At 61.3% G+C, this 21,809-nt stretch carries 21 protein-coding genes and 1 pseudogene; 14 read left to right on the top strand and 8 right to left on the bottom strand.

Annotation, left to right across the window (positions count from 1 at the left end; translation table 11 throughout):
• Positions 1 to 7: 7 nt before the first annotated feature.
• From JTP94_RS19250 to JTP94_RS19240, 3 genes are read left to right on the top strand one after another with little or no spacing between them, the layout of a single operon-like run.
• Positions 8 to 982 carry an ABC transporter permease gene (locus tag JTP94_RS19250; protein WP_204852053.1) on the top strand — a complete coding sequence of 325 codons (975 nt, stop codon included), beginning with the start codon at positions 8 to 10 and terminating at the stop codon, positions 980 to 982.
• Positions 979 to 1,788, top strand: a complete 810-nt coding sequence (locus tag JTP94_RS19245) for a creatininase family protein (RefSeq protein WP_204852052.1) — start codon at positions 979 to 981, stop codon at positions 1,786 to 1,788. Before JTP94_RS19250 ends, JTP94_RS19245 begins: the two co-directional genes overlap by 4 nt.
• Positions 1,785 to 3,311: an aldehyde dehydrogenase gene (locus JTP94_RS19240; protein ID WP_204852051.1), complete on the top strand. Its 1,527-nt coding sequence runs from the start codon at positions 1,785 to 1,787 to the stop codon at positions 3,309 to 3,311. The genes JTP94_RS19245 and JTP94_RS19240 overlap by 4 nt, the downstream gene beginning before the upstream one ends.
• Positions 3,312 to 3,410: 99 nt before the next feature.
• Here the strand turns inward: JTP94_RS19240 and JTP94_RS19235 are convergent, their stop codons facing one another.
• From JTP94_RS19235 to JTP94_RS19210, 6 genes are all read right to left on the bottom strand, one after another.
• On the bottom strand, positions 3,411 to 3,875 hold the full coding sequence (locus JTP94_RS19235) for a RidA family protein (RefSeq protein WP_204852336.1): 465 nt from the start codon (positions 3,873 to 3,875) through the stop codon (positions 3,411 to 3,413).
• Between the two features lie 23 nt (positions 3,876 to 3,898).
• Entirely contained in the window at positions 3,899 to 5,464 is a 1,566-nt protein-coding gene (locus JTP94_RS19230; protein ID WP_204852050.1) for a GMC family oxidoreductase, read from the bottom strand.
• Positions 5,465 to 5,799: 335 nt separating this feature from the next.
• Positions 5,800 to 6,783, bottom strand: a complete 984-nt coding sequence (locus JTP94_RS19225; RefSeq protein ID WP_204852335.1) for a branched-chain amino acid ABC transporter permease — start codon at positions 6,781 to 6,783, stop codon at positions 5,800 to 5,802.
• Positions 6,780 to 7,688, bottom strand: a complete 909-nt coding sequence (locus tag JTP94_RS19220; protein ID WP_204852049.1) for a branched-chain amino acid ABC transporter permease — start codon at positions 7,686 to 7,688, stop codon at positions 6,780 to 6,782. Before JTP94_RS19220 ends, JTP94_RS19225 begins: the two co-directional genes overlap by 4 nt.
• Positions 7,685 to 8,434, bottom strand: coding sequence for an ABC transporter ATP-binding protein (locus JTP94_RS19215; RefSeq protein ID WP_204852048.1), 750 nt, complete (start codon positions 8,432 to 8,434; stop codon positions 7,685 to 7,687). Before JTP94_RS19215 ends, JTP94_RS19220 begins: the two co-directional genes overlap by 4 nt.
• Positions 8,431 to 9,228 carry an ABC transporter ATP-binding protein gene (locus tag JTP94_RS19210; protein WP_204852047.1) on the bottom strand — a complete coding sequence of 266 codons (798 nt, stop codon included), beginning with the start codon at positions 9,226 to 9,228 and terminating at the stop codon, positions 8,431 to 8,433. Before JTP94_RS19210 ends, JTP94_RS19215 begins: the two co-directional genes overlap by 4 nt.
• 121 nt (positions 9,229 to 9,349) lie before the next feature.
• On the opposite strand from JTP94_RS19210, the gene JTP94_RS19205 reads away from it, so the two are divergent.
• The 9 genes from JTP94_RS19205 to JTP94_RS19165 all read left to right on the top strand — a co-directional run bounded on the left by JTP94_RS19205 (position 9,350) and on the right by JTP94_RS19165 (position 17,541).
• A complete protein-coding gene (locus JTP94_RS19205; protein ID WP_204852046.1) occupies positions 9,350 to 10,084 on the top strand; it encodes a GntR family transcriptional regulator in 735 nt (244 codons plus the stop codon).
• Positions 10,081 to 10,569, top strand: a complete 489-nt coding sequence (locus JTP94_RS19200; RefSeq protein ID WP_204852045.1) for a DUF3830 family protein — start codon at positions 10,081 to 10,083, stop codon at positions 10,567 to 10,569. The genes JTP94_RS19205 and JTP94_RS19200 overlap by 4 nt, the downstream gene beginning before the upstream one ends.
• Position 10,570: 1 nt before the next feature.
• Positions 10,571 to 10,924 carry a TIGR04076 family protein gene (locus JTP94_RS19195; RefSeq protein WP_204852044.1) on the top strand — a complete coding sequence of 118 codons (354 nt, stop codon included), beginning with the start codon at positions 10,571 to 10,573 and terminating at the stop codon, positions 10,922 to 10,924.
• Positions 10,925 to 10,930: 6 nt separating this feature from the next.
• Positions 10,931 to 11,986: an aldo/keto reductase gene (locus JTP94_RS19190; protein ID WP_204852043.1), complete on the top strand. Its 1,056-nt coding sequence runs from the start codon at positions 10,931 to 10,933 to the stop codon at positions 11,984 to 11,986.
• Positions 11,983 to 12,411 carry a hypothetical protein gene (locus JTP94_RS19185; protein ID WP_204852042.1) on the top strand — a complete coding sequence of 143 codons (429 nt, stop codon included), beginning with the start codon at positions 11,983 to 11,985 and terminating at the stop codon, positions 12,409 to 12,411. The genes JTP94_RS19190 and JTP94_RS19185 overlap by 4 nt, the downstream gene beginning before the upstream one ends.
• 52 nt (positions 12,412 to 12,463) lie before the next feature.
• The gene (locus JTP94_RS19180; protein WP_204852041.1) at positions 12,464 to 13,720 is read left to right on the top strand and encodes an ABC transporter substrate-binding protein; all 1,257 of its coding nucleotides are present in this window, start codon (positions 12,464 to 12,466) and stop codon (positions 13,718 to 13,720) included.
• 66 nt (positions 13,721 to 13,786) lie between these two features.
• On the top strand, positions 13,787 to 14,833 hold the full coding sequence (locus JTP94_RS19175) for a proline racemase family protein (RefSeq protein WP_204852040.1): 1,047 nt from the start codon (positions 13,787 to 13,789) through the stop codon (positions 14,831 to 14,833).
• 21 nt (positions 14,834 to 14,854) lie between these two features.
• Positions 14,855 to 16,150 (top strand): FAD-binding oxidoreductase, encoded by a 1,296-nt coding sequence (locus JTP94_RS19170; protein ID WP_204852039.1) that lies wholly within the window; start codon positions 14,855 to 14,857, stop codon positions 16,148 to 16,150.
• Positions 16,151 to 16,323: 173 nt separating this feature from the next.
• Positions 16,324 to 17,541, top strand: a complete 1,218-nt coding sequence (locus JTP94_RS19165; RefSeq protein WP_204852038.1) for an SfnB family sulfur acquisition oxidoreductase — start codon at positions 16,324 to 16,326, stop codon at positions 17,539 to 17,541.
• A gap of 186 nt (positions 17,542 to 17,727) precedes the next feature.
• Here JTP94_RS19165 and JTP94_RS19160 read toward each other — a convergent pair whose 3' ends face one another.
• Complete coding sequence (locus JTP94_RS19160; protein WP_204852037.1) at positions 17,728 to 20,064, bottom strand: methyl-accepting chemotaxis protein; 2,337 nt, start codon at positions 20,062 to 20,064, stop codon at positions 17,728 to 17,730.
• Between the two features lie 83 nt (positions 20,065 to 20,147).
• Positions 20,148 to 20,378, bottom strand: a pseudogene (locus tag JTP94_RS19155) (transposase); the annotation flags it as partial.
• A 387-nt stretch (positions 20,379 to 20,765) separates the two neighbouring features.
• Here JTP94_RS19155 and JTP94_RS19150 point away from each other — a divergent pair.
• Complete coding sequence (locus JTP94_RS19150; RefSeq protein ID WP_034511084.1) at positions 20,766 to 21,074, top strand: ribbon-helix-helix domain-containing protein; 309 nt, start codon at positions 20,766 to 20,768, stop codon at positions 21,072 to 21,074.
• A gap of 187 nt (positions 21,075 to 21,261) precedes the next feature.
• On the top strand, positions 21,262 to 21,741 hold the full coding sequence (locus JTP94_RS19145; protein ID WP_204852036.1) for a hypothetical protein: 480 nt from the start codon (positions 21,262 to 21,264) through the stop codon (positions 21,739 to 21,741).
• The last annotated feature ends 68 nt before the right edge of the window (positions 21,742 to 21,809 follow it).

Below are 21,809 nucleotides of genomic sequence, written 5' to 3'. Positions count from 1 at the left end.
ATAGACGATGACGACGACAAACAATCTGCGGCTGAGGCGTATCCTCGATCTTTCACCGGTCATCCTCTTGGCGGTGCTGCTGGCCGTCTTCTCGGCAGCCGATCCGCGCGTGATCTCGACCCAAAGCCTGATCAATATCGTGTCGCAGGCAACACCGGTTGCCGTGCTCGCCCTTGGCGCGCTGATCGTGCTCTTGACCGCCGGTATCGACCTGTCGGCCGGCGTCGGCGTTGCCTTCTGCGCCGTGTTGATCGCGACCTTGATCGATTCCGGACTCGGCCTGCCAGCCGCCCTGGTGATCGCGCTGGTCGTCATGCTCCTTGTCGGGTTGGTGAATGGCCTCGTCATCGCGCTGCTGAGAATCCCGCCCTTCGTAACGACGCTCGCTACCATGGTGGCGCTGCAGGGGGCGACACTCGGCGTCGCCTCCAAGGGCGTGCTGGTGCTGCGGGAACCGGCCTTGAAGTTCATCGGCATCGAACGCACTTTCGGCATACCGAACGTCATCTTCGCAACGCTCGCCATCATCCTCATCGCCGCCGTGCTGATGCGCCGCAGCGCATTCGGGCTCAGGACCTATGCCTTAGGCTCGGATGCCGCAGCTGCGGAACTGGCCGGCATCCCGGTTACCAGGCACATTATCCTCGTCTACTGCGCGTCGGGCCTTTTCGTGTTTCTGACGGCTTTCATCATGATCAGCCGGGTTCCCGTCGTCACACCGAATATCGGCGGAACATCACTGCTGCTCGATGCGATCGCCGCGGCCGTTCTTGGCGGCACCAGCATCTTCGGCGGGCGCGGCACGGTCTGGGGTGCCGTCGTCGGCGCCCTGATCGTCAGCCTTTTGACGACGGCCCTGCGCATCTTCGGCACGGACCCATCGAGCCTGGAGCTCTACAAGGGCGCGATCATCATCGCGGCATTGCTCGCCGACGCCGCCATGACCCACGCGAAGGCGCGCCTTGTGGAGGCTTCACGATGACCTCCTCTCGTGACGATGCCACCACCAAGCACACAGCCGGCTTTGCCTTCATGACCTCGCCGGACGCGAAGGCGCTTAGCAAGAGCGGGCCGAAAAGGCCGGTCGCAATATTGCCTGTCGGCGCGGTCGAACAGCACGGCCCGCACCTGCCGCTCGGCGTCGATATCTGGCTTGCCCATGCCGTTGCACTCGCTGCGGCTGAGGGCGAAGAGGGCATGCGGGTCTGCGAGCCTTTGGCCTACGGCTCCTCGCATCATCATCGCGCCTTTGCCGGCACGATGAGCCTGAGCCCCGACACATTCATCGCCGTTCTGGTCGATCTCTGCACATGCCTTTCCGAAGACGGCTTTCTGCCCGTCATCCTCAACGGCCATGGCGGCAACCGCGCCGCCATACAGGTCGCGATCACCAAGCTCGGCCAGCGCGGCATCACGTCAGCCGGCTTCTCCTATTTCGACCTTATCGCCGACGTGGCGGCCAAGGTCCTGCCCGATGCCGCCGGCGGCACCGGCCATGCCTGTGCGCTCGAAACCTCCCTGATGATGCATGTCGTGCCGGAAAGCGTCCGCGAACCCCTGATACCGGAGGGCATGACACCGCCCTCCTGGCCGGATCCGCATCTGTTCGCCGGCTCAGCCGTCACCGTCTGGCGGCCGTTCGAGACAATCCGCGACAACGGCGTCATCGGCACACCCTCGCAGGCATCGAGACAAGCGGGCGAAACGCTGTTTGCCGCCGCCGTCAAGCGCAGCCGCGCCACAATCCTCAAAATCCAAAAGGACTATGGTCACAGGAGGCCTACATGACATTCCATTTCAAATCCTCGATCGACGGTCCGAACCTGCGCGGCATGCCGATCGTCAGCGAGACGGAAGCGGGCGCGCGCGTTGGCAAGAACCGCATCGGTTCACAATGGGTCGCCGGCAGCGCCGGCACCTTCCTTGCCATCGACAGTCCGGCAACGGGCGAGAGGCTGGGCTATCTGGCGCTATCGACCCGCGCCGATGTCGGGCGCGCGGTGGCTGCTGCAGAGGCAGCTCGCGAGACCATACGAAAGATGGGCGTCTTTGCGCGCGCTGCCCTTTGCATGAAGATAGCCGATGAAATCGATCGCCGCGCCGAGGAACTGGCGCGCCTCCTGTGCCTCGAACAAGGCAAGCCTTTCCACGCCGAGGCCAAGGGCGAAGTTGCCGCGGCAGCGCTCGGTTTCCGCAATGCTGCCGAGCAGATCAAGTGGCTGGAAACGGCGGCCTTCCCGGTCGCCGACGCCAACAAGCGCGCCTTCAGCTTCCTGCAGCCAAAGGGCGTCTTCGCCATCATCACGCCGTGGAATTTCCCGGCGGCCCTACCCTGCCTCTATTATCTCGGCCCAGCTGTCGCGACCGGCAATACGGTGGTCTGGGTCCCGGCGCCGACGACCTCGCTGATCGCGGTAGCGCTGATGGAATTCATGATCGAGGCCGGTCTGCCTGATGGAGTGATAAACCTCGTTCTCGGCGATGGCGCGGAGGTCGGTGACGAAGCGGTCATCCATCCGGGCACGCATGCGATCGGCTTCACCGGCAGCTCGGCGACCGGAGCGACGATCGCCCGCCGTGGTGCCGGCAAGCCGCTGCTGCTCGAGATGGGTGGCAATGGTCCGACCATCGTGCTTGCCGACGCCGATATCGACATGGCGGCGGCGGAGATCGGCGCGGGCTGCTTTGCCAATGCCGGACAGATCTGCACGGCGACGGAGCGTGTTCTCGTGCACAGATCCGTGCATGATCGCTTCGTGGACGGGCTGATCAAGGCCGCCGGCAAGGTGCGCATGGGGGATCCCTTCGATCCGTCAACGACGATGGGGCCGCTCAACAATGCAGCCTCGCTCGACAAGATGCTGAGCCACATGACCGACGCGCATGCCCGCCAAGCGCGCGTCGTGACCGGAGGCAACATAGCCGCAGGATTGCCGACCAACCTCTATTTCGAGCCGACTGTCGTGACGGGACTGACACGCGAGAGCCTTCTGAACACCGAGGAATCCTTCGGCCCGGTCGCCCCGGTGCTGACGTTCGACACGGATGAGGAGGCTTTGGAACTCGCGGCCTCCAGCCCCTACGGCCTGTCGGCGGCGGTCTTTACCAACACGATCAAGAGGGCCTTCTTCTTTACCGAAAGCCTTCGCGTCGGCATCGTCAACGTCAATGAGAAAAGCTGCTATTGGGAGCCGCATATTCCCGCCGGCGGCGCGGCCGGAACGCAGAGCGGGCTTGGCCGCACGGGCGGCCGGCACACACTCATGGAAATGTGCGATCTGAAGACGATGACGATCGATATTTCGCGATAAGCAGGAATGCTACCGGCCCGGCAACACGCCAGGTCGCAATAAAAAAATGGCCTTCGCACACAGAGGAAACGAAGGCCAGTTGGGGAAAACAGTCAAAAATCAGTCGCGCGGCAGCACGCGCAGGATAGCCTCGATCTCAACGGTGATGCCATTCGGCAAGGATCCCATCCCGACGGCCGAACGAGCATGGCGGCCCGCTTCGCCCAGCACCTCGATGAGCAGATCCGATGCCCCGTTGATCACCTTGGGATGATCCACAAACTCGGGAGCCGCATTGACCATACCGAGCAGCTTGATCACCTCGACACGGTTGAGATCGCCGACAGCATCGTGAACGACGCCGAGCAATTGCAGGCCGACGAGGCGCGCATGCTGGTAGGCCTCTTCCCAGCCGACATCCTTGCCGACTTTGCCGACACACCAAGACCCGTCGGGCCGGCGCGGCCCCTGCCCGGCGAGATAGAGCATCTCACCGCACAACTTGGCAGGAATATAATTGCCAGCCGCTTTCGGCGTCTTCGGCAGCGCGAGCCCCAGGGCATTCAGTCGTTCGTAAGCATCCATCGCCATGCGTTCGCCCTCCGCTCTCAATGCACAGCCCGGCGCAGGCTGTCGGCCATCTTCTCGCCGATCATGATGGTGGTGAGGTTGGTGTTGGCCTGGCAGTCGAGCGGCATGATCGACGCGTCGATGACACGCAGGCCTTCGAAACCATTGACGCGGCATTCCGGATCGACGACGCCGGCGCCGGCACGCCCCATGCTGCAGCCGCCAATACCGTGCTGTGCATCGGAAGATTGGGTCAGCAGGAAATCCTCCACCGCCACGTCGCTGGCGGTGTCGAGCCAGGAGAGCGGCAGATCGGAATCGCCGAGCAATATGCCTTCGCTGATGGCCTGGATCGGTGCCTGCGCTGCCATATTACCCAGATGGCGGTAACCGGTGCGCATGCGCGCCAGATCGAGCGGATGGGACAGCATGTTCTCCTCGACGACAGGCTGATCGAGCGGATTGACCGAGCGGAGGCCGACCGAGCCGCGGCTCTTGGCCTCCATCAGGATCAGATTGATCATTGCCTCGCCGAATTGGGCGCTGTCGGATTCGACGCCGATACCGCCATGGTTCATTGATACGAAGAGAATATCGTCGCGTTGCGCTCCCGGCAGGCCCGAGCTCATGCGCACACAGCAATTGGTGTGGCGTGCATTGACATCAGTCGCCTTGAACTCGCTCCTCAGCTTCAGTTCGATACGGCAGTAGGGATGATCGAAGAAATTCTCGCCGACCGGCAAGTCAGCGACGACCTCGACGCCGCGTTTTCTAAGCAATGCCGCCGGGCCGATGCCGGAGCGCTGCAGAATGACGGGCGAGTGAATGGAACCAGCCGAGACAATGACGAGCGGTGCGAGGAATGTCTTCGCCTGACCATTGACGATGGCACTCACCCCCGTCGCCCTGCGGCCATCAAGAATGACCTTATCGACGGTGGCCGAACCGACGATCGTCAGGTTGGCACGGCCGCGCGCCGGCTCCAGATAGGCATCGTTGACCGAAACGCGTTTGCCACTGCGGCTGTTGATGGGATAGCAGCACACGCCTTCAGCTTCAGGATCGTTCAGGTCGTCGTTCCAGCTATGGCCGAGAGCAAGCGCACTGTCGCGCATCGCCCTATCGACATTGCCCCATGTATCGACGGGCGCGCGATAAATCGGTGTCGGCCCGCCGTGACCATGGTAGTCCGCATCGATAGGATCGTCCTCAAGCCGATTGAAGAAGGGGAGCACATCGGTACCGGACCATCCGTTGCAGCCGATATCGGCCCAGCGGTCGAAGGCATGAAGCAGGCCGCGAATGGCAATCTGACCGTTGACGGCCGTCGAGCCGCCCATGCCCTTGCCGCGCCAATAGACGCGATGCGGCTGCCTGTTCGTCCGGCGCGCCATCAGATCCGGATACATGTAGGCTTCCTGGAAGCGGCGCGGCAAAAGGAGGTTGAACGGGTTCGGACTTTCCATTTCGGCTGGCTGCTCGCTGCTGCGATAGTCGGGGCCAGCCTCCAGCAACAACACCTTCTTGCTTGGATCTTCCGTCAACCGACCGGCAAGCACTGCGCCTGCCGCTCCGGCACCGACAATGATGACATCATAAGGCATCCGGTCATTCCCCGTTTTGTTTGTATGATATTTCGCCTGCGCGACGTGCTCCCCATTGCAGCCGGCCATAAGGACACCGGCGCATCAAGATCATCATACTTCAGTTTATATGTAAATGAAATTTTGTATATGAAACCATATACTTTCTCGTCGATCCTCGCCAAAAACCACACTCGCGCGACAGCGGCATCAACCGACCAGTTTGGGGTCCAACGCCTCACCGCGCTGGCGACGCAGGATTGCCTCTGCATGCCGATGCTATCAAGGATCGGTTAAGCCTGCATCTGTCATGTCGGCGATATCGTGGAAACAACAGCTCCCACTTTCCGCGTATGTCAGGAGGCGCCGCTTTCGTCTGCTATAGGCAATGGCTGCCGCGCGGCCGCACGCCGACGCCGCGGCATATCACCGAAGAGCCCGCCGGGACGCACCAACAGGATGATGCAGAGCATCACGCCGATCGCCACGATCTGCAAGGACGCTGCGCGCGCCTGCTGTTCCGGCGAGACAAGCGCGCTCGTCAGCGCGCCGGACCCCGCCCAGATCGCCCAGACCAGGATGCTGCCGACAACCGCGCCCTTGTTGCTGCCCGAGCCGCCAACGATCAGCATGACCCAGACCTGGAAGGTCAGGATCGGAACGTAATTGTCCGGCGCGATGAAGCCGATGAAATGCGCCTGTATGGCCCCGGCAAGCCCCATGATGGCACCGCCGACGGCAAAGGCCTGCACGCGATAGAAGCGGGCGCTCTTGCCGAGAGAAACGGCGGCGCGTTCATCTTCGCGGAGCGCCTTCAGCACGCGTCCCCAGGGACTGCGCGACAAATGCTCGAGCGCCAGATAGACGATCAGCATCACGATTGCCACGACGCCAAGATTGGCAAAATTGAAGAGCAAGGGCGTTTCGGCAAGGCTTGCGAAGGGACGCGGGATGAAGCCGATGCCGAAGGGGCCGCCCGTCAGGCTTTGTGCATTCAACGCCACGAGCTGGACGACGACAGCCACGCCGAAGGTGGTGATCGCAAGATAATCCGATTTCAGCCGGAGCGTCGCGACCCCGATGATGGCGGCCGCAAGACCGGCGACGATCATCCCGCCGAGCCAGCCGACAGCGATCGGCAGATCGAACCCGCCGAAGCGACCGACGGCGTCCGGAGTCGTCAGAAGCGCCGACGTATAGGCCCCGATGGCGACAAAGCCGGCAAGACCGACATTGAAGAGACCGGTCAAACCCCATTGCAGGTTCAGCCCCAGTGTGATGAAGGAAAAGATCAGCGCCGTCGTCAGGAAGAAAGCGCCATAGCCAAGAATATCCATTATCGCTCCTTCACTCCGAAAAGGCCGATCGGCCGGATGAACAGCACCGCCATCAGGATGATGAAGGAGACGGCGGCGCGCCATTCGGCGCCGATAAGCTGCACCGCGCCGGCCTCGGCAAGGCCGATGATCAGGCCGCCGAGAACAGCACCCGGCACGCTGCCGATGCCGCCGAGAATGGCGGCGGCAAACATCGGCAGCAGCATGTCGAAGCCCATCAGCGGACGGATCTGCACGAGAATGCCGATCATGACGCCGGCAACGCAGGCAAGACCGCCGCCGATCAGCCAGGTGACGCGAACGACCTTGGCGACATCGATGCCGACGACGCGCGCAAGCGCCGGGTTCTGGCTGAGCGCCTGCATGGAACGGCCGGTCTGCGTCTTCGTGATCAGCAGATGCACGCCGAGAACGAGCAATGCCGTGACGATCAGAAGCACGATCTGGTCGGGCGTGATGCGAATGCCGAAGCCGACAGGCATGGCGATCTGGATGGCGCGGCTGAAATAGGTCGGCCGCGAGGTGAAGAGGAATTCGAGCAGGCTGCGCAGCGCCATGGAGGCACCGAAACTCGCCATGACGACGATGATCGACTGGCCCTTGGATCGCAGCCTGGCAAACAGGATCTTGTCGAGCGACAAGGCAAGCAGACCGGTGAAACCCATGGCGACAATGACGGCCACGATCAACGGCCAGCCGAAGGAAAGCGGCCCGATCGGCGCGACCTTGCCGAAGATGGCACCAATGGCGCTGACGACGGCCAGGGTCGCATAGGTGCCCCAAGCCATGAAGTCGCCATGGGCGAAGTTGGAAAAGCGCAGGATCGAATAAGTCAGCGTCACGCCGATGGCGCCAAGGCCGATCATCGAGCCCGTCAGCAAGCCATCGACGATGAATTGCAGGTTCATGCCGCACCTCCTGTTCCGGAAGCCGCCGGACGCTGGCCGAGATAGAGCTCGGCGACGACGGGGTCGTTCCACAGCTCGGATGCAACCCCTTCATGCCTGTCCTTGCCTTCGACGAGGACATAGGCGCGATCGCCGATCGAAAGGGCGGCCTTGGCGTTCTGTTCGACGAGAAGAATGGTGACGCCCGACTTGCGGATATCGGTCAGCATATCGAAGACCATCGAGACGAATTTGGGCGAAAGACCTGCCGATGGCTCGTCGAGTACGAGCAACCTTGGATGTACGATCAAGGCGCGCGCGACCGCCAGCATCTGCCGCTGGCCGCCCGAGAGATTGCCGGCCGCGATGCGGCGATGGCGGGCCAAATCCGGGAAGGTTGCGTACATTTCCTCGATACGAACAGGCACCTCTTTCGCCTTCAAGATGCCCCCGGCAACCTTCAGATTGTCATCCACCGACATCAGTGGGAAGACATTCTCCGTCTGCGGCACGAAAGCGAGACCGAGCCGCACCATATTGTGAGCAGGCGCGCTCGTTATATCGTTGCCAGAGAGTTCCACTTTGCCGCTTTCGATCGGCACTAGGCCGGCAATCGCCTTGATGAAGCTCGACTTGCCAGCACCGTTAGGGCCGAGGACGACAACGATCTCCTTTTCAGCCACCGTGATCGAAGCGCCGCGCACGATCGGCACGCCCGGCTCGTAGCCGGCGACGAGATCGCGAACGATGAGGACAGGCTCGCTCATGCCGCGCCTCCCAGATAGGCTTCGATGACGCGCGGATCGCGGGCGACCTCGTCCGGCGTACCCTCGCAAAGAAGCTGGCCGCTCGCCATGACGAGGACGCGATGGCACAGGCGCGTGACCATATCGATATTGTGCTCGATCAGAAGAAAGGTGACGCCGCGCTGGTTGATATCGCGGATACGGTCGATGATCGTCTCCAGGAGGGTCGCATTGACGCCGGCGGCAGGCTCGTCGAGCAGGATGAGCGCGGGATCGGCCATCATGATGCGGGCAAGCTCCAGAAGCTTGCGCTGGCCGCCCGAAAGCACCCTGGCCGGCTCATGCGTCAGCCGCGTCAGGTAGACGAGGTCGAGCAGTTCCATGGCCTTCGCCTGAGCCGCCTTTTCCTCCGCGGCGACTTTCCAGGGCCGTAGGAAATTCGACAGCAGGCGCTCGCCGGCCTGACCCTGCGCCGCCAGCATGACATTGTCGAGCAGCGTCAAATTGGGGAAAGGGCGCGGAATTTGGAACGTCCTGCCAAGGCCGCGGCCGATGCGGCGATGCGCGGGCTCGCCTGCGACCGACGTGCCGTTCAAAATAATCTCGCCGCTGCTGGGCGCCACGCTGCCGGCCAGGAGATCGAACATTGTCGTCTTGCCGGCACCATTCGGGCCGATCAGGCCGAGAATCTCGCCTTGCCGCACATGGAATGAAACGTCGTTTACGGCGGTGACGCCGCCGAAGCGTCGCACCACATTCTTGGCCGTCAGAACAGGCCGGGCTTCCTCCCCTTGCCGTTCAGTTGTCGTACTCATGAGATCCCTCTGGCCGGAAGACGGTCGTAGCCGCTCCCTGATTATTTGATTTGTGATCACACTTGCATTGATCACGCTAATCAGCTTTAATCCACTCCGCAAGCCAAAAAAGGGACTTCGAATGCAAAAGGCCACCGCCGAAAAGAGCGATCCGATTGCCGCACAGCTTGCGCCCGTTGGCCGCGAGACCGTCCAGGATCGCGTCTATTCCGAACTGCGCCGCGCGCTGATCGGCGGGTTGTTCGAGCCCAGCCAGGTATTGACGATCCGGGGGCTCGCCGATGCGCTGATGACCAGCACCATGCCGGTGCGTGAAGCCCTCGGCCGGCTGATCACCGAAAAGGCGCTGGAGGCCCTTCCCAACCGCTCGGTGCGCGTGCCGCCGATCACGCTTGAGCGCATGGACGACCTGTTGCGTGCGCGCATCCTGATCGAGGGCGAAGCCATTGCGCTGGCGGCAACCCGCATGACCCCGCGCCAGATCGCCACCATCGAGAGCATGCTCAGCGAATGGGACGAGATGCGCGCGCTGAAGCACAAGAAGGACGTCGACCGCGAGGTGACGCTCAACCAGGCCTTCCATTTCGAGATCTACCGCGCCTGCGGTTCGGCCGTGCTGATCCCGATGATCGAGAGCCTTTGGCTGCAGTCAGGCCCATGCATCCGCGTCGCCATCTATGCCTTTTCGGAGGCGGGCGAGGTCGACACCGCCCATTATCACCGCACAATCGTCAAGGCGATGGCTGCACAGAACGCCAGGGAAGCACGCGAAGCGCTGGTCGCCGATATCAGCCGCCCCTTTGTGTTCCTGCGCAACAAGCTGGAAGCCGATTCCAAGAAGGGCATACCCGCATGAGCCGACGCGCCATCAAGATTTCCGAACCGCGCTCCAGCCTTAGCGTTTTCGCGCCGCTGCTCGACGCCAAGGCGCCGGACAATGCAGCCTTTCTCTGGGATTATCTAAGTGAAGCGCGCATCGTTCCCGGCATTCATGCGATGTGGACAGGTCCGGAGATCTCATGCCCGATCCCGCCTGCACATTTGAAGGGTGCCTCCTATGCCGCCGCCCTGCCGGCCGAGAACGCGACGCTGACACCGCAGCCCGGCGATGTCGTGCTGAGCTATGTTCCGCCGCGCATGTGGGGCGGCAATCCCGACGCGATCTTCGACATCGGCCTGTTCTACGGACAGGGCGCGCGCCTGCTTTTCCCGATCGGCTGGCTTGCCGGCAGCGTCGTCGCGCAGGTCAGACCCGAGGAGCGCGAGCAGTTCGCCGCCGCCTGCGGCATTATTCGCCGCAACGGCGCCTGCGACGTCACCTTCGAGCGTGCGGAGATCTGAGATGGCAACGGCAAGCGACGACAGTTTCGAACTCTTCGACCTCAGGATCGAGGCCGTCGTTCCCCAGGGCAAGCCGATCTATTGCGGCGCCAAGCCTGGCGATTATTTCGAGCTGAAGGGCGAGATGCTGTCGCTGCCACCGGGTCAGGGCTTCTCGATCTATTCGATCTCGGCCGTGTTGCCACTTCTGGCGGCCAAGCAACGGCCGACCCATAGGAATGATTGGATGACCTCGGATGCGGAAATCGCCTGTCCCGACCCGAATTGCGCGAGCCGGCTGCGGATCGTCAGGACGGGAAAAAGGCGATTCAGCCATGCCGAAACGACGGCCGAGCCGTTGCCTGAAGGAGAATGATCGTAAATGAGTGCCAAGACGTTCGAACTGAGCCCCGGATATTCGATCTCGCGCGTCATCCGCGGCGGCTGGCAGCTGGCCGGAGGACATGGCGCCGTCGATCGCTCCCAGGCCGTCACCGATCTGATCGCCGCCTTCGACGTCGGCATCCGCACCTATGATTGCGCCGACATCTATACCGGGGTCGAGGAGCTGATCGGCGAGGCGCGCGAGCGGCTTCGCAACGAACGTGGCGCGGAAGCGGCAAGAGCCATGAACGTCCATACCAAGCTCGTGCCGGATCTGGAGAAGCTTGCCACGATCAACCGCGACTATATCCGCGGCATCGTCGACAAATCGCTGCGCAAGCTCAGGACCGAGCAGCTCGATCTCGTGCAGTTCCACTGGTGGGATTATGCACTGCCCGGCTATCTCGACGCGCTCGGCTGGCTCGATGAGGCACGCCGCGAAGGCAAGGTGCGAAATGTCGGCACGACGAATTTCGACACGCCGCATATCGCCAAAATCCTCGAAGCCGGCATCCCCCTGGTCAGCCAGCAACTGCAATATTCGGTTCTCGACCAGCGACCGCTCAACGGCCTGTCGCAACTGGCGGCCGAAAAGAACGTGAAATTCCTGTGCTATGGCTCGGTGGCCGGCGGCTTCCTCAGCGACAGATGGCTGGGGCAGCCTGAACCCGACATGCCGCTCGAGAACCGGTCACTGGTCAAATACAAGCTGATCATCGACGATTTTGGCGGCTGGGACCTGTTCCAGTTACTGCTCGAAACGCTGAAAACGATCGGCGATCGTTATGAGGTCGATATCGCCACGATCGCCAGTGCCTGGGTGCTCAAGCAGCCGCAAGTGGCCGCAGTTATCGTCGGCGCCCGCAATCAGGCACATGCGCTTGCCAATGCGAAAATCATGGACATCGCGCTTGACGACGAAGACCGCAGGCAGATCGCCGCCATCATCGGCCAAAGCCGAGGACCTGAAGGCGACGTCTACACGCTGGAGCGGGATCGCAACGGCAGACATGGCTCGATCATGCACTACAACCTGAATGCGGGGAAGATATGAGCCAGGAATCGCCGCTCTTTCAGAAGGCCCGCGCAGAGGTCCTCGCCTTCCATCGCTTCTTCGAGGAGTGGTACGACGCAGCCACCGCCCATGGCGTCGACTTTGCCCGTTGCGAGCGCACCTTCGGCCAGGCCTTCCACATGATCCCGCCGAGCGGGCGCCTCTTCAGCCGCGCGGAGACCATCGAGCTGATCCGCGCAAACCGCGCGACCTATCGCGGCGACTTTACCATCGAGATCACCGATATCAGCGCCGGCTTCGAGACGGCGGATACGATCGTTCTGACCTATGTGGAAGCGCAGTGGCGCGCCGGCAAACATAGCCGGCGCCAGGCAAGCGCTCTCCTTACCGCAAGTTCATCGGCGCCCGATGGCGTCGAATGGCAGCATCTGCATGAAACCTGGCTGCAGGTGCCGGACAACTGACAGGTTCTCAAAAACCGCAATGAAAATCGTTGACCGAACAAGGGGAACAAAGATGAAAAAAACGATATTTCAGATCACGACGGCGCTGGCCCTCCTGGCCGCGGCCGGTGCTGCCAATGCCGCCGACTGCAAGGTAACCGTCGGCCTGGTGATGGAACTGACCGGCCCGGCCGGCGAATACGGCCAGGCCGGCGCAAAATCCGTCGAGATGGCCTTCCGCGACATCAATGCCGCCGGCGGCGTGCATGGCTGTGATCTGGTGACGGACACGCGCGACAGCCAGAGCCAGGGCAACGTCGCCGTCGATGCGGCAACGCAGCTCGTGCAGGTCAAGAAGGTGCCGGCCATCATCGGCGGCATTATATCTTCCGTGACCATCCCGATCCTGACCTCGGTAACCGCGCCTGCCAAGATCGTGCAGGTATCGCCGGCCGCCTCCTCGCCGACGCTGACGGCGCTCGGCCGCGATGGCAAGACCAACGGCATCTTCTTCCGCACCATCACCTCGGATTCGCTGCAGGGCATCGCAGCCGCCAAATATGCGATGGACAAGGGCTTCAAGAAGCTGGCGATCATCCACGTGAACAGTGACTTCGGCGTCAACATGGTCGCGGAATTCTCCAAAGCCTACAAGGCGCTCGGCGGTACGATCGTCTCGACCACGCCCTACAATGAAAAGCAATCGAGCTACGCGTCGGAAGTCACCGCCGGCATGGCCGGCAGCCCGGACGGCCTCTATCTCGTCAGCACGCCGGTCGATGGCGCAACGATCACCCGCACCTGGATCTCCCAGGGCGGTCCGCAGAAATTCCTGCTCAATGACGGCATGAACAGCCCGGACTTCATCGATTCCGTCGGCGCCGACTATCTGAAGGAGGCCTATGGCACATCTTCAGGAACGACACCGACGCCGTCGACGGACTATTTCAACAAGAACTACAAGGATTTCTCGGGCATCGAGCCATCCAATCCGGCCGCCGACCGTGCCTATGATGCCGGCGCTATCGTCGGGCTTGCGCTGGCAATCGCCGGCGACGACACATCCAAGCTCAAGGATGCCATGTTCAAGGTCGTCGATCCGAAGGGAACGCCGATCTACGCCGGCAAGGAGGAGTTCGCCAAGGGCCTCGGCCTCATCAAGGACGGCAAGCCGATCCGCTACGAGGGCGTCATCGGACCGGTCTCCTTCGATCAGTATGGTGATATAACCGGCCCGTTCCGCCTCTGGAAGATCGCCGACGGCAAGGTGGCGACCGACAGCGAAATGACGATGGAGGACGTCTCGGCGCTCAAGGGCAAGCTCAAGTAAGCTCGAGCTCGGCCTAGACAAAAACTGCGAGGTGCTCCCATCGGGCGCCTCACCTGGAGAAAATCCTTGAGCAATTCCCTACAGCGGCTGACATATCGAGATAGCTACCAGCGCGTGCTCGACGTCGTCGATTCCCATACCTGCGGCCAGCCGACGCGCGTGATCCTTGCCGGACATGGGCTGGAAGCAGGCATGTCGCCGCTGGTGGCGCGCGACATGCTCCGCAATGAACGGGATTGGGTCAGGACCGTCTCGGTCATGGAGCCGCGCGGGCATCGCTCGATGTTCTCGGTCGCACTGATCCATCCGGATCGGCCCGGGGGCGAGTTCGGCGTTGTCTTCATGGATGCCGCCGCCTATCCGGACATGTGCGGGCATGCGACGATAGGGACCGCAACGACATTGCTTGAGCTCGGCCTCGTGCAGCCTCCGACACCAGACTTTACCGGCATGTTTGAATTCGGCCTGCAAACGCCGGCCGGCCGGGTTCCCCTCCGCGCCCGGCTGGAAGCAGGCCACTGCAAATCGGTCGCCTTTGTCTTCGAGGGGGCTTATTTTCTGAAGACGGTCGATCTAAACCTTCCCGACATCGGCGCGGTCGCGGTCGATCTCGCCTATGCCGGACAATGGTATGCTTTCCTGCCGGTCTCGGCCGCGCGGACGACCATTGATGTCACAAAGATCAAGGAGCTCATCGCGGCGGCATCCGTCGTCAGGGATGCACTCGCCGCGCGACTTTGCGACACGGGCACGGATGGGCAGATAGCACCGGTCATCGGCAATATCGTCTGGACGGATGCGCCGAGCCATCCGCAGGCTCAACACCGCAACGCGCCGATTTCGGCGGCCGGCTCCTTCGATCGCTCGCCATGCGGCACCGCCACCTGCGCCCGCATGGCGACTCTGGTCGCCAAAGGCAAGCTCGGCTTTGGCGAGCGCTTCGTCAACGAAGGGCTCGTCGGAACGATCTATCACGGTGTCGCAAGGCCCGGCGCTTCAAAAGCGGGGCAGCCGACCATAGTGGCAGAGGTTGAGGGCAGCGCCTGGGTTACCGCCGTAAGCACCCTTCTTGTCGATCCGAGCGACCCGCTCGGCAACGGCTACCTGGCATAGGCTTTGGAAGAACGCTCGCCGATGTCCAACCATATTGCTCCCCCCAACCAAACGCTGTGGACGCTGACGGCAGGCCCAGCCCCTGACCTCGCTCACGACGTGCCTTCACGCTGCGACGTGCTCGTGATCGGCGGCGGCTTCACGGGCCTGACGGCAGCACTCCATCTTGCCCGCGCCGGCCGCTCCGTCACCGTTCTCGAGGCGGGACAGCTAGGCTCCGGCGCAAGCGGCGTGAATGCCGGCTTCGTGGTCCCCAATTTTGCCAAGGCCGACCCGGCCGTTGTCCGCCAGAAACTGCCTCGCGGCAAGGCGGATGCTCTCCTGTCGCTCGTCGGGGCGGGAGCCGACCAGGTCTTTACTACTATCGCCGAGGAAGCGATCGCCTGCGATGCCGCGCAAACCGGCTGGCTGCAGCCAGCCTATGGCGAAGACATGGCAGATATCCTGCGGCAGCGCGCTCGCAACTGGACGCAGCTCGGTCGCCCCGTCGAATTCCTCGAGGCGCGCGAGATTCATGCCGAAACCGGAATGAATATCTATTCCGGCGGATTGATCGACCATTCCGGCGGCACCATCCATCCGCTGAACTATCTTTATGGGCTTGCGCGCGCCGTGATGCGGCGTGGCGGCATCATCCGAGAGAACACAAGGGTCGAGCGCATCGCCCGAAATGGCGGGGGCTGGCGGGTCTCTTTCGCGGATCGGGAAATCGAGGCAGACAGCGTTCTGCTCGCCACCAATGCCTTCACCGGCGGTATTGCGGCGCGCATGGGACGCACCGGCGTGCCGCTCAGGGTCTATCAGGTGGCAACCAGGCCGCTCGACACCGGGACTGTCGCTCGCATCGCGCCGCACCGGCGCCCGGTGGGTGACACGCGTTCCAACCTTTTCACCTACCGGCTGGATCGTGACAACAGGCTGATCAGCGGCGGCATGGCCATCAATCCGATAGGCGCCTTCGATCGCGTCGGCCGCGCCGTTGTCGACCGTCTTGTGTCCGAACTCCGTCTGCCGCGCCATCCGGGCGTCGAAGTCGTCTGGACCGGCTTTGCCATCATGACGCCGGATTTCCTCCCGCGCCTTTATCGTTTCGATGAAGGCTTCTTCGGCGGCATCGGCTGCAACGGCCGTGGCATCGCCATGACGGCTCAGCTGGGTCAAGTACTTGCCAGATTGGCACTTGGCGAAGCAGCGGAGTCCCTGCCGATCCCGCTTCAGCCCGCCCGCTCGCTACCTTTCCATCGTTTCACGCCCCTCGTCGCCTCACTTGCCCTGGCGCATGCCCGTTTTGACGATTGGCGAACGGGCCGCCTGTGACCGGCAGGCGCAGTTAACGCGCATGTGAGACATCACTCCGAACGCAGTTATTATCTATCTATTCTATAGATAAAGAAATCACGAACTGGGGCCCTCCACAAAAACGAAATGCCTTTCCTCGAAGCGCGGCTTTGAATGCTGCATCGTGGCGCCGATGAAACCGGAGTCCGCCTATGAACGCGCAATTGCACCATCTCAACTCGACGCATCCGCAGGCAACGTTGCTTGAGACTGAGCAGCAGGCGCTGGCCGTCGCTCGCGAGCTTGCCGCGCATTTTGCCTCCACAGCATCCGATCGCGATAGCGAGAGGCAACTTCCCTTTGCCGAGATGGATGCCCTGTCGCAATCGGGACTGCTGGCGATCACGGTTCCCGAGGAGTATGGCGGCCTGGATGTCTCGAATACCGTGCTGGCGGAAATCACCGCCATCCTGGCGCAGGCCGACGGCTCGATCGGCCAGATCCCGCAGAACCATTTCTATATCCTGGAAGCATTGCGCGTCGACGGCTCGGAGGAGCAGAAGCGCTACTTTTTCGGCCGCGCACTGGCCGGCGACCGCTTCGGCAACGCCTTGTCGGAACGTGGCACGAAGACGGTCGGACATTACAATACCCGCATCACCCGCGACGGCCCGGGCTACCGCATCAATGGGCGCAAGTTCTATTCGACAGGCGTTCTCTTTGCCGATTGGGTCACGGTCTTCGCGCTCGACGAGAACGACAAGCTGGTGATGGCCTTCGTTCCGAAGGGCACGGAAGGCGTCGAGGTCATCGACGACTGGGACGGCTTCGGGCAGCGCACGACCGGCAGCGGCACCACTGTACTCAACAATGTCTACGTCAATGCCGATTGTGCCGTTTTCCATCACAAGGGTTTCGAGCGGCCGACGACGATCGGCTCGGTTGGCCAGATCATCCATGCCGGCATCGATCTCGGCATTGCCAGAGCCGCATTCGCCGAAACGCTGGATTTCGTGAGAACCAAGTCGCGCCCCTGGATGGACAGTGGCGTCGAGCGTGCATCAGACGATCCGCTGACGATTGCCAGGATCGGACAGATCGCCATTCGATTGGAGGCCGCAACCGCGACCCTCGAACGCGCCGGCCGAAAGGTCGACGCGGCGCAGGTCGAGACCACGGAAAAAAAGGTGGTGGAGGCGACGCTGGCGGTCGCGGCAGCCAAGGTGCTGACGACGGAAATCGCCATCGAAGCGACGAACACGCTGTTCGAACTTGCCGGGACTGCATCGGTCAAACTGGACCTCAATCTCGACCGCCACTGGCGCAACGCCCGTACCCATACGCTGCACGACCCGGTCCGCTGGAAATACCACGTCGTCGGCAACTATCACCTGAACGACGTCATCCCTCCGAAGAACGGCGCGCTCTGACGGAGACACAAAGAAAAGCCCCGTTGCCGGAACCGGCAACGGGGCTTTTCTTTGTTCAATTCATTCGGGATCAGCTGTAGAGGCTAGGCTTATTTCCGCTAATACAAGCGCTTAGGTGTAAAACTACGCATTCGATACGCGGAAAAGCCCTATCCCCCTTCGTCCTTCAATAAATCAAGGCGGCGCTCAGAATTCTTCCCAGCTTTCTGCAGCGGCCGAGGTTGCCGTTGCGCGCCGCGACATCGCGACTGGAGTTCGGACTGGTGAGCGCACGGGTGCGGCCGGTGCCCGCAGGCGGCTTGCCGCCTGACTCAGACTTGAGGCCAGATGGCTTCCAAGCTGAAAGTTGCCGAGCAGACTTTCGAGACTGACGCTCTCCTGTGCTAGACCGGCACCTGATGCGTTCATCTCTTCCACCATCGCCGCATTCTGCTGCGTCGCCTGATCCATGTGGTTGACAGCGGTATTGACCTCCGCAAGCCCGGCTGACTGCTCCTGGGCTGCGGTCGCAATCGCATCCATATGCACGTTCACCGTCTGGACGAGGCCCTCGATTGCGCCAAGTCCCTCCCCGGTCTCGCTGACCAGCTTGACACCTTCCCCGACGGCTGCTGCAGAATTGCCGATCAGCGTTTTGATTTCCTTTGCCGCATTTGCAGATCGTTGCGCAAGTTCGCGCACCTCCTGAGCGACGACAGCAAAACCCTTGCCTGCTTCGCCCGCTCTTGCTGCTTCGACACCGGCATTGAGTGCAAGAAGATTGGTCTGGAATGCAATCTCGTCGATGGTTCCAATGATCTGGCCGATCTGGCGCGAAGACTGTTCGATGCGCTCCATGGCCGTCACCGCATTGCGCACGACAGCGCCAGAACGATCAGCGCGCACGCGCGCCTCACGTACAACGTCGCGCGCTTCGGCGGTCCGCTTAGACGTTGAGACGACATTGGCCGTGATCTCTTCGAGGGCAGCTGCTGTTTCTTCGAGCGAGGCCGCCTGTTGCTCCGTGCGACGCGACAGGTCATCGGAAGCGGCGGAAATCTCGCGTGCACCACTGCTTACGGTCGATACCGATCCCTCGACGCTCTGCAGCGCCTCACGCAACTGGCGTACAGATACATTGAAATCATGGCGCAGTGTCTCGAACTGCGGCGCAAGCGGCGTCTCGATCTCGCATAACATATCTCCGGACGCCAAGCGCTTCAGGCCGGCCGCAAGCGAGGCAGTTGCCTGCGACAGGCGCTCGTCAGCCTCCGCTTCCGCCCGTCGCTGGGTGTCGATCCGTTCCCGCTCAGCGGCAACGCGGTTCTCTTGCGCACCTGCTTCCAGCTCTTTGTTGCGAATCGCGGCCTGACGGAAGACCTCAAGGGAAACGGCCATATTACCCACTTCGTCGTTGCGTTCGACAAAGGGAATCGCCAGATCAGAATCGCCCTGCGCCAGCTTCTGCATGGAAAGCGTGAGCGCTCCAATCGGACCGACGACGCGGCGAACCACTATAACCAACCCAGCAAGCCCCATCGCCAATGCACCGATCAGGAGCGTGCTATAGGCAATAACTCCCTGCAAAGCGGCCGATGCCAGATCATTGGCCGTATCGTTCAAAACGACCATTGCCAGCAATGCGACGTCGGCGATGCTCGCCTGACCCTTCGTGCTTCCGACTTGCCAATCGTCCAGACTAACGCCGGCCACGCCGCCGCTCGACACGCTCTTGACGATCGCATCGCGCATGTCGGCAAACGGACCGCTGAAATAGGTCGCCTCGGCATTGGCTAACGCTGCCTTCAATGAGTCGGCAGTCTTTGGATGATTGACCAGGGTCTTGACCTGGGACCATGCAAATACTGAGCGGGCCAAGCCGGCAGTCATCTCCAGGATCTCTGCTTGTGACAACGGCTTGCCACTGGCGGTCGCCTTGTTGATGACGAGCGCAGCCGCGCCGACCGAAGCCCGGGTCGCCCAAGCATTGGCACGGATTTGAACGAGGTCCATCAAGGAGTTGTCGAGCGAGCGAATGCCTGCCTCAGTGACATTCGAGGCCGCTTCAAGATCGCCAAGAAAGCCGGCACCGAACGACATCAGCTTGTCGCTGAGCGCCTTGTCTCGCGCCTCAAGTGGCAATCCCGACTGGCGGTCAACCTCCTGGCGCAGCGCTAAATTGGTATCGTAAGCGCTTTTGATCTTGGCCAGCAGCGGCGAAAGCTGCGAATCGTTAACGGATGCGGTCGCGGCAAGGAGATCGGCGACGCCAGCATCCACCTTGGTACGATCGCCTGGAACCATCTCAAGCGTGCTCTTTGCCGTGCCTAACGCAGCGGTCAGGACGGTAACGCTGTGGCCCCGCTCCAATCGGTAGTTCAGGAGAATGGTGAACAGCGCCTTGTCGACCGCTGTGCGGTTCGCCACTCCTTTGAACGTCGTGTAATCGGCGTAGGATTGATAAAGGGATTTGCTAACAACTGCGCTAAGCGCCAAGCTGATCAGCACGAATACGGTGACGAGAACATTACGAATTGAAAGCATCGTTTTTCACCAATAAAGCTCGATATTGAAATGTTAGCTAAAAATACTGAACTTCGTATAATAACTGTTTAATGATGTCGCTCTTATTGCCACACGGCGAGAGACTGCCTGGAAGACGACAATGTGAAGCGACATTTTATTGAAGTCCCTTCAATGGTTCTGCGGACCCGAGCATTGAACCCTTCAACTGAATTGACGTGTACGGCATCCCGGACATATTGACTGCTGGAGTGGTTGACTGTTTCGTGCGCGGCGAAGCTTTCGCCAATGGCCACGAACGCCTTTGCCTCGTCGCGGCAACGGTTCATCAGATAGCCGAAGGAACGCACGCTTTTTGGTGGCGCTGAGTCACGTCCTATGTCGAATGGGCAATGCGGCACCCTACATGATGCGCGCGGCGTGTCGCTTGTTGTCAACCTTGGAGAAGACGCCCGCCCCCCACTCGACAAAACGCGTAGCTTTGCATTGAGGTGCCTGTTGAATGGATACATCACAGATAGAGGATGATGGAGGGCGAGACCAAGCCTCCAAAATTGGGACGAAGCTACCATTGTCGACATAGGTGACGTTTTACACCGGAGATATGGGTAACACTTTTCAATTTGCCCTCGGCGTCATTCTCTGCAACAGAGCCGAAAAATTGACTGGGATTGAACATCGACGCATAGTGGCTACGATCAGGCATATGGGAGGAAGATGTCATGTGCAGGCTTTTTGCCGGACAGGATCCGGGCCGCTATCGCCCCATTAACCGCTCCGTGCGGATTGGTGGCCATTCCACTAGTATTCAACTTGAAGCCGCCTTTTGGGATTTGATCGACGACATGGCTTTGAGTCAGGGAATGTCCACGCCGCGATTTTTGTCAATTCTGCATGATGAGGCGCTGACGATACATGGATCCGTATCGAATTTTGCCTCTCTCTTGAGAACAAGCTGTCTGATCTATCTCATCAATGGCGATAGCCACACGGAAGAGCGAGCACCGCCTCAAATCATGGCGGCGGAGTAGGCGTAGGGATCGTTTTGTATCAAGACCTCGCCAAAGACGGCACGCCGTCTTTCGGTGTGGCACCCCGCTGCTACCCGCATCCTCCGGACATGGCATATATTAGTCTGTCAGTGAAGCTGCAGACGTATGCCAAGCTTCGCGCGGAGGACTGGTTGCCGATAGGTTCGGTAAGGATCTGGGAGGATTCATGGTCGACATTATCTCCAAACGCGACGGTCCGCGTCGTGAAGACGCGCCCTTAAGGCAGTTGATCAACAATAACCGGGGCATCATCACGCAGCTCGCTGACCATCTAAGCGGCGGAAACTATTCCGCATCGAAAAAACCTCAAATCGCTCCGCAGACGAAGGGGCTGATCATCCACGTTGGTGGCGCCCGACCGGCTTCAGCTGAGATATCGGCAAATGTCCGGGTTACCAGGAACGGCCGCGTCATTATAATGGACATGAACTCCGCGCGGCAGCTCCATCATATCGGCGATATCCGCCGACGGGACGGCACCGACATTTTCTTCCTTGCGACAAAGGGCAACGGCTTTCTGGCGCCAGTGGACGAGACGATTGCCGAACCTTTGTCGGCAATCGATGGCGTATGTCTGGATACCACCTATACGGAGGAAAGGCTTGCTGCCGACATCGGCGCGAGACTCGGCATCAGCCACTCCTGACCAAGAGGCCATCTTCCTTTCGATTCCAGAAAGGCGTTCGCAGACGAATCCTTTTTCTCCAGGTTGGA

Source organism: Martinezella lusitana (assembly GCF_016901135.1).
Taxonomy (GTDB): Bacteria; Pseudomonadota; Alphaproteobacteria; order Rhizobiales; family Rhizobiaceae; genus Rhizobium; species Rhizobium lusitanum_D.
Note: the sequence above shows the minus strand (reverse complement) of the source record. Positions and strands in the feature narration are given on the sequence as shown.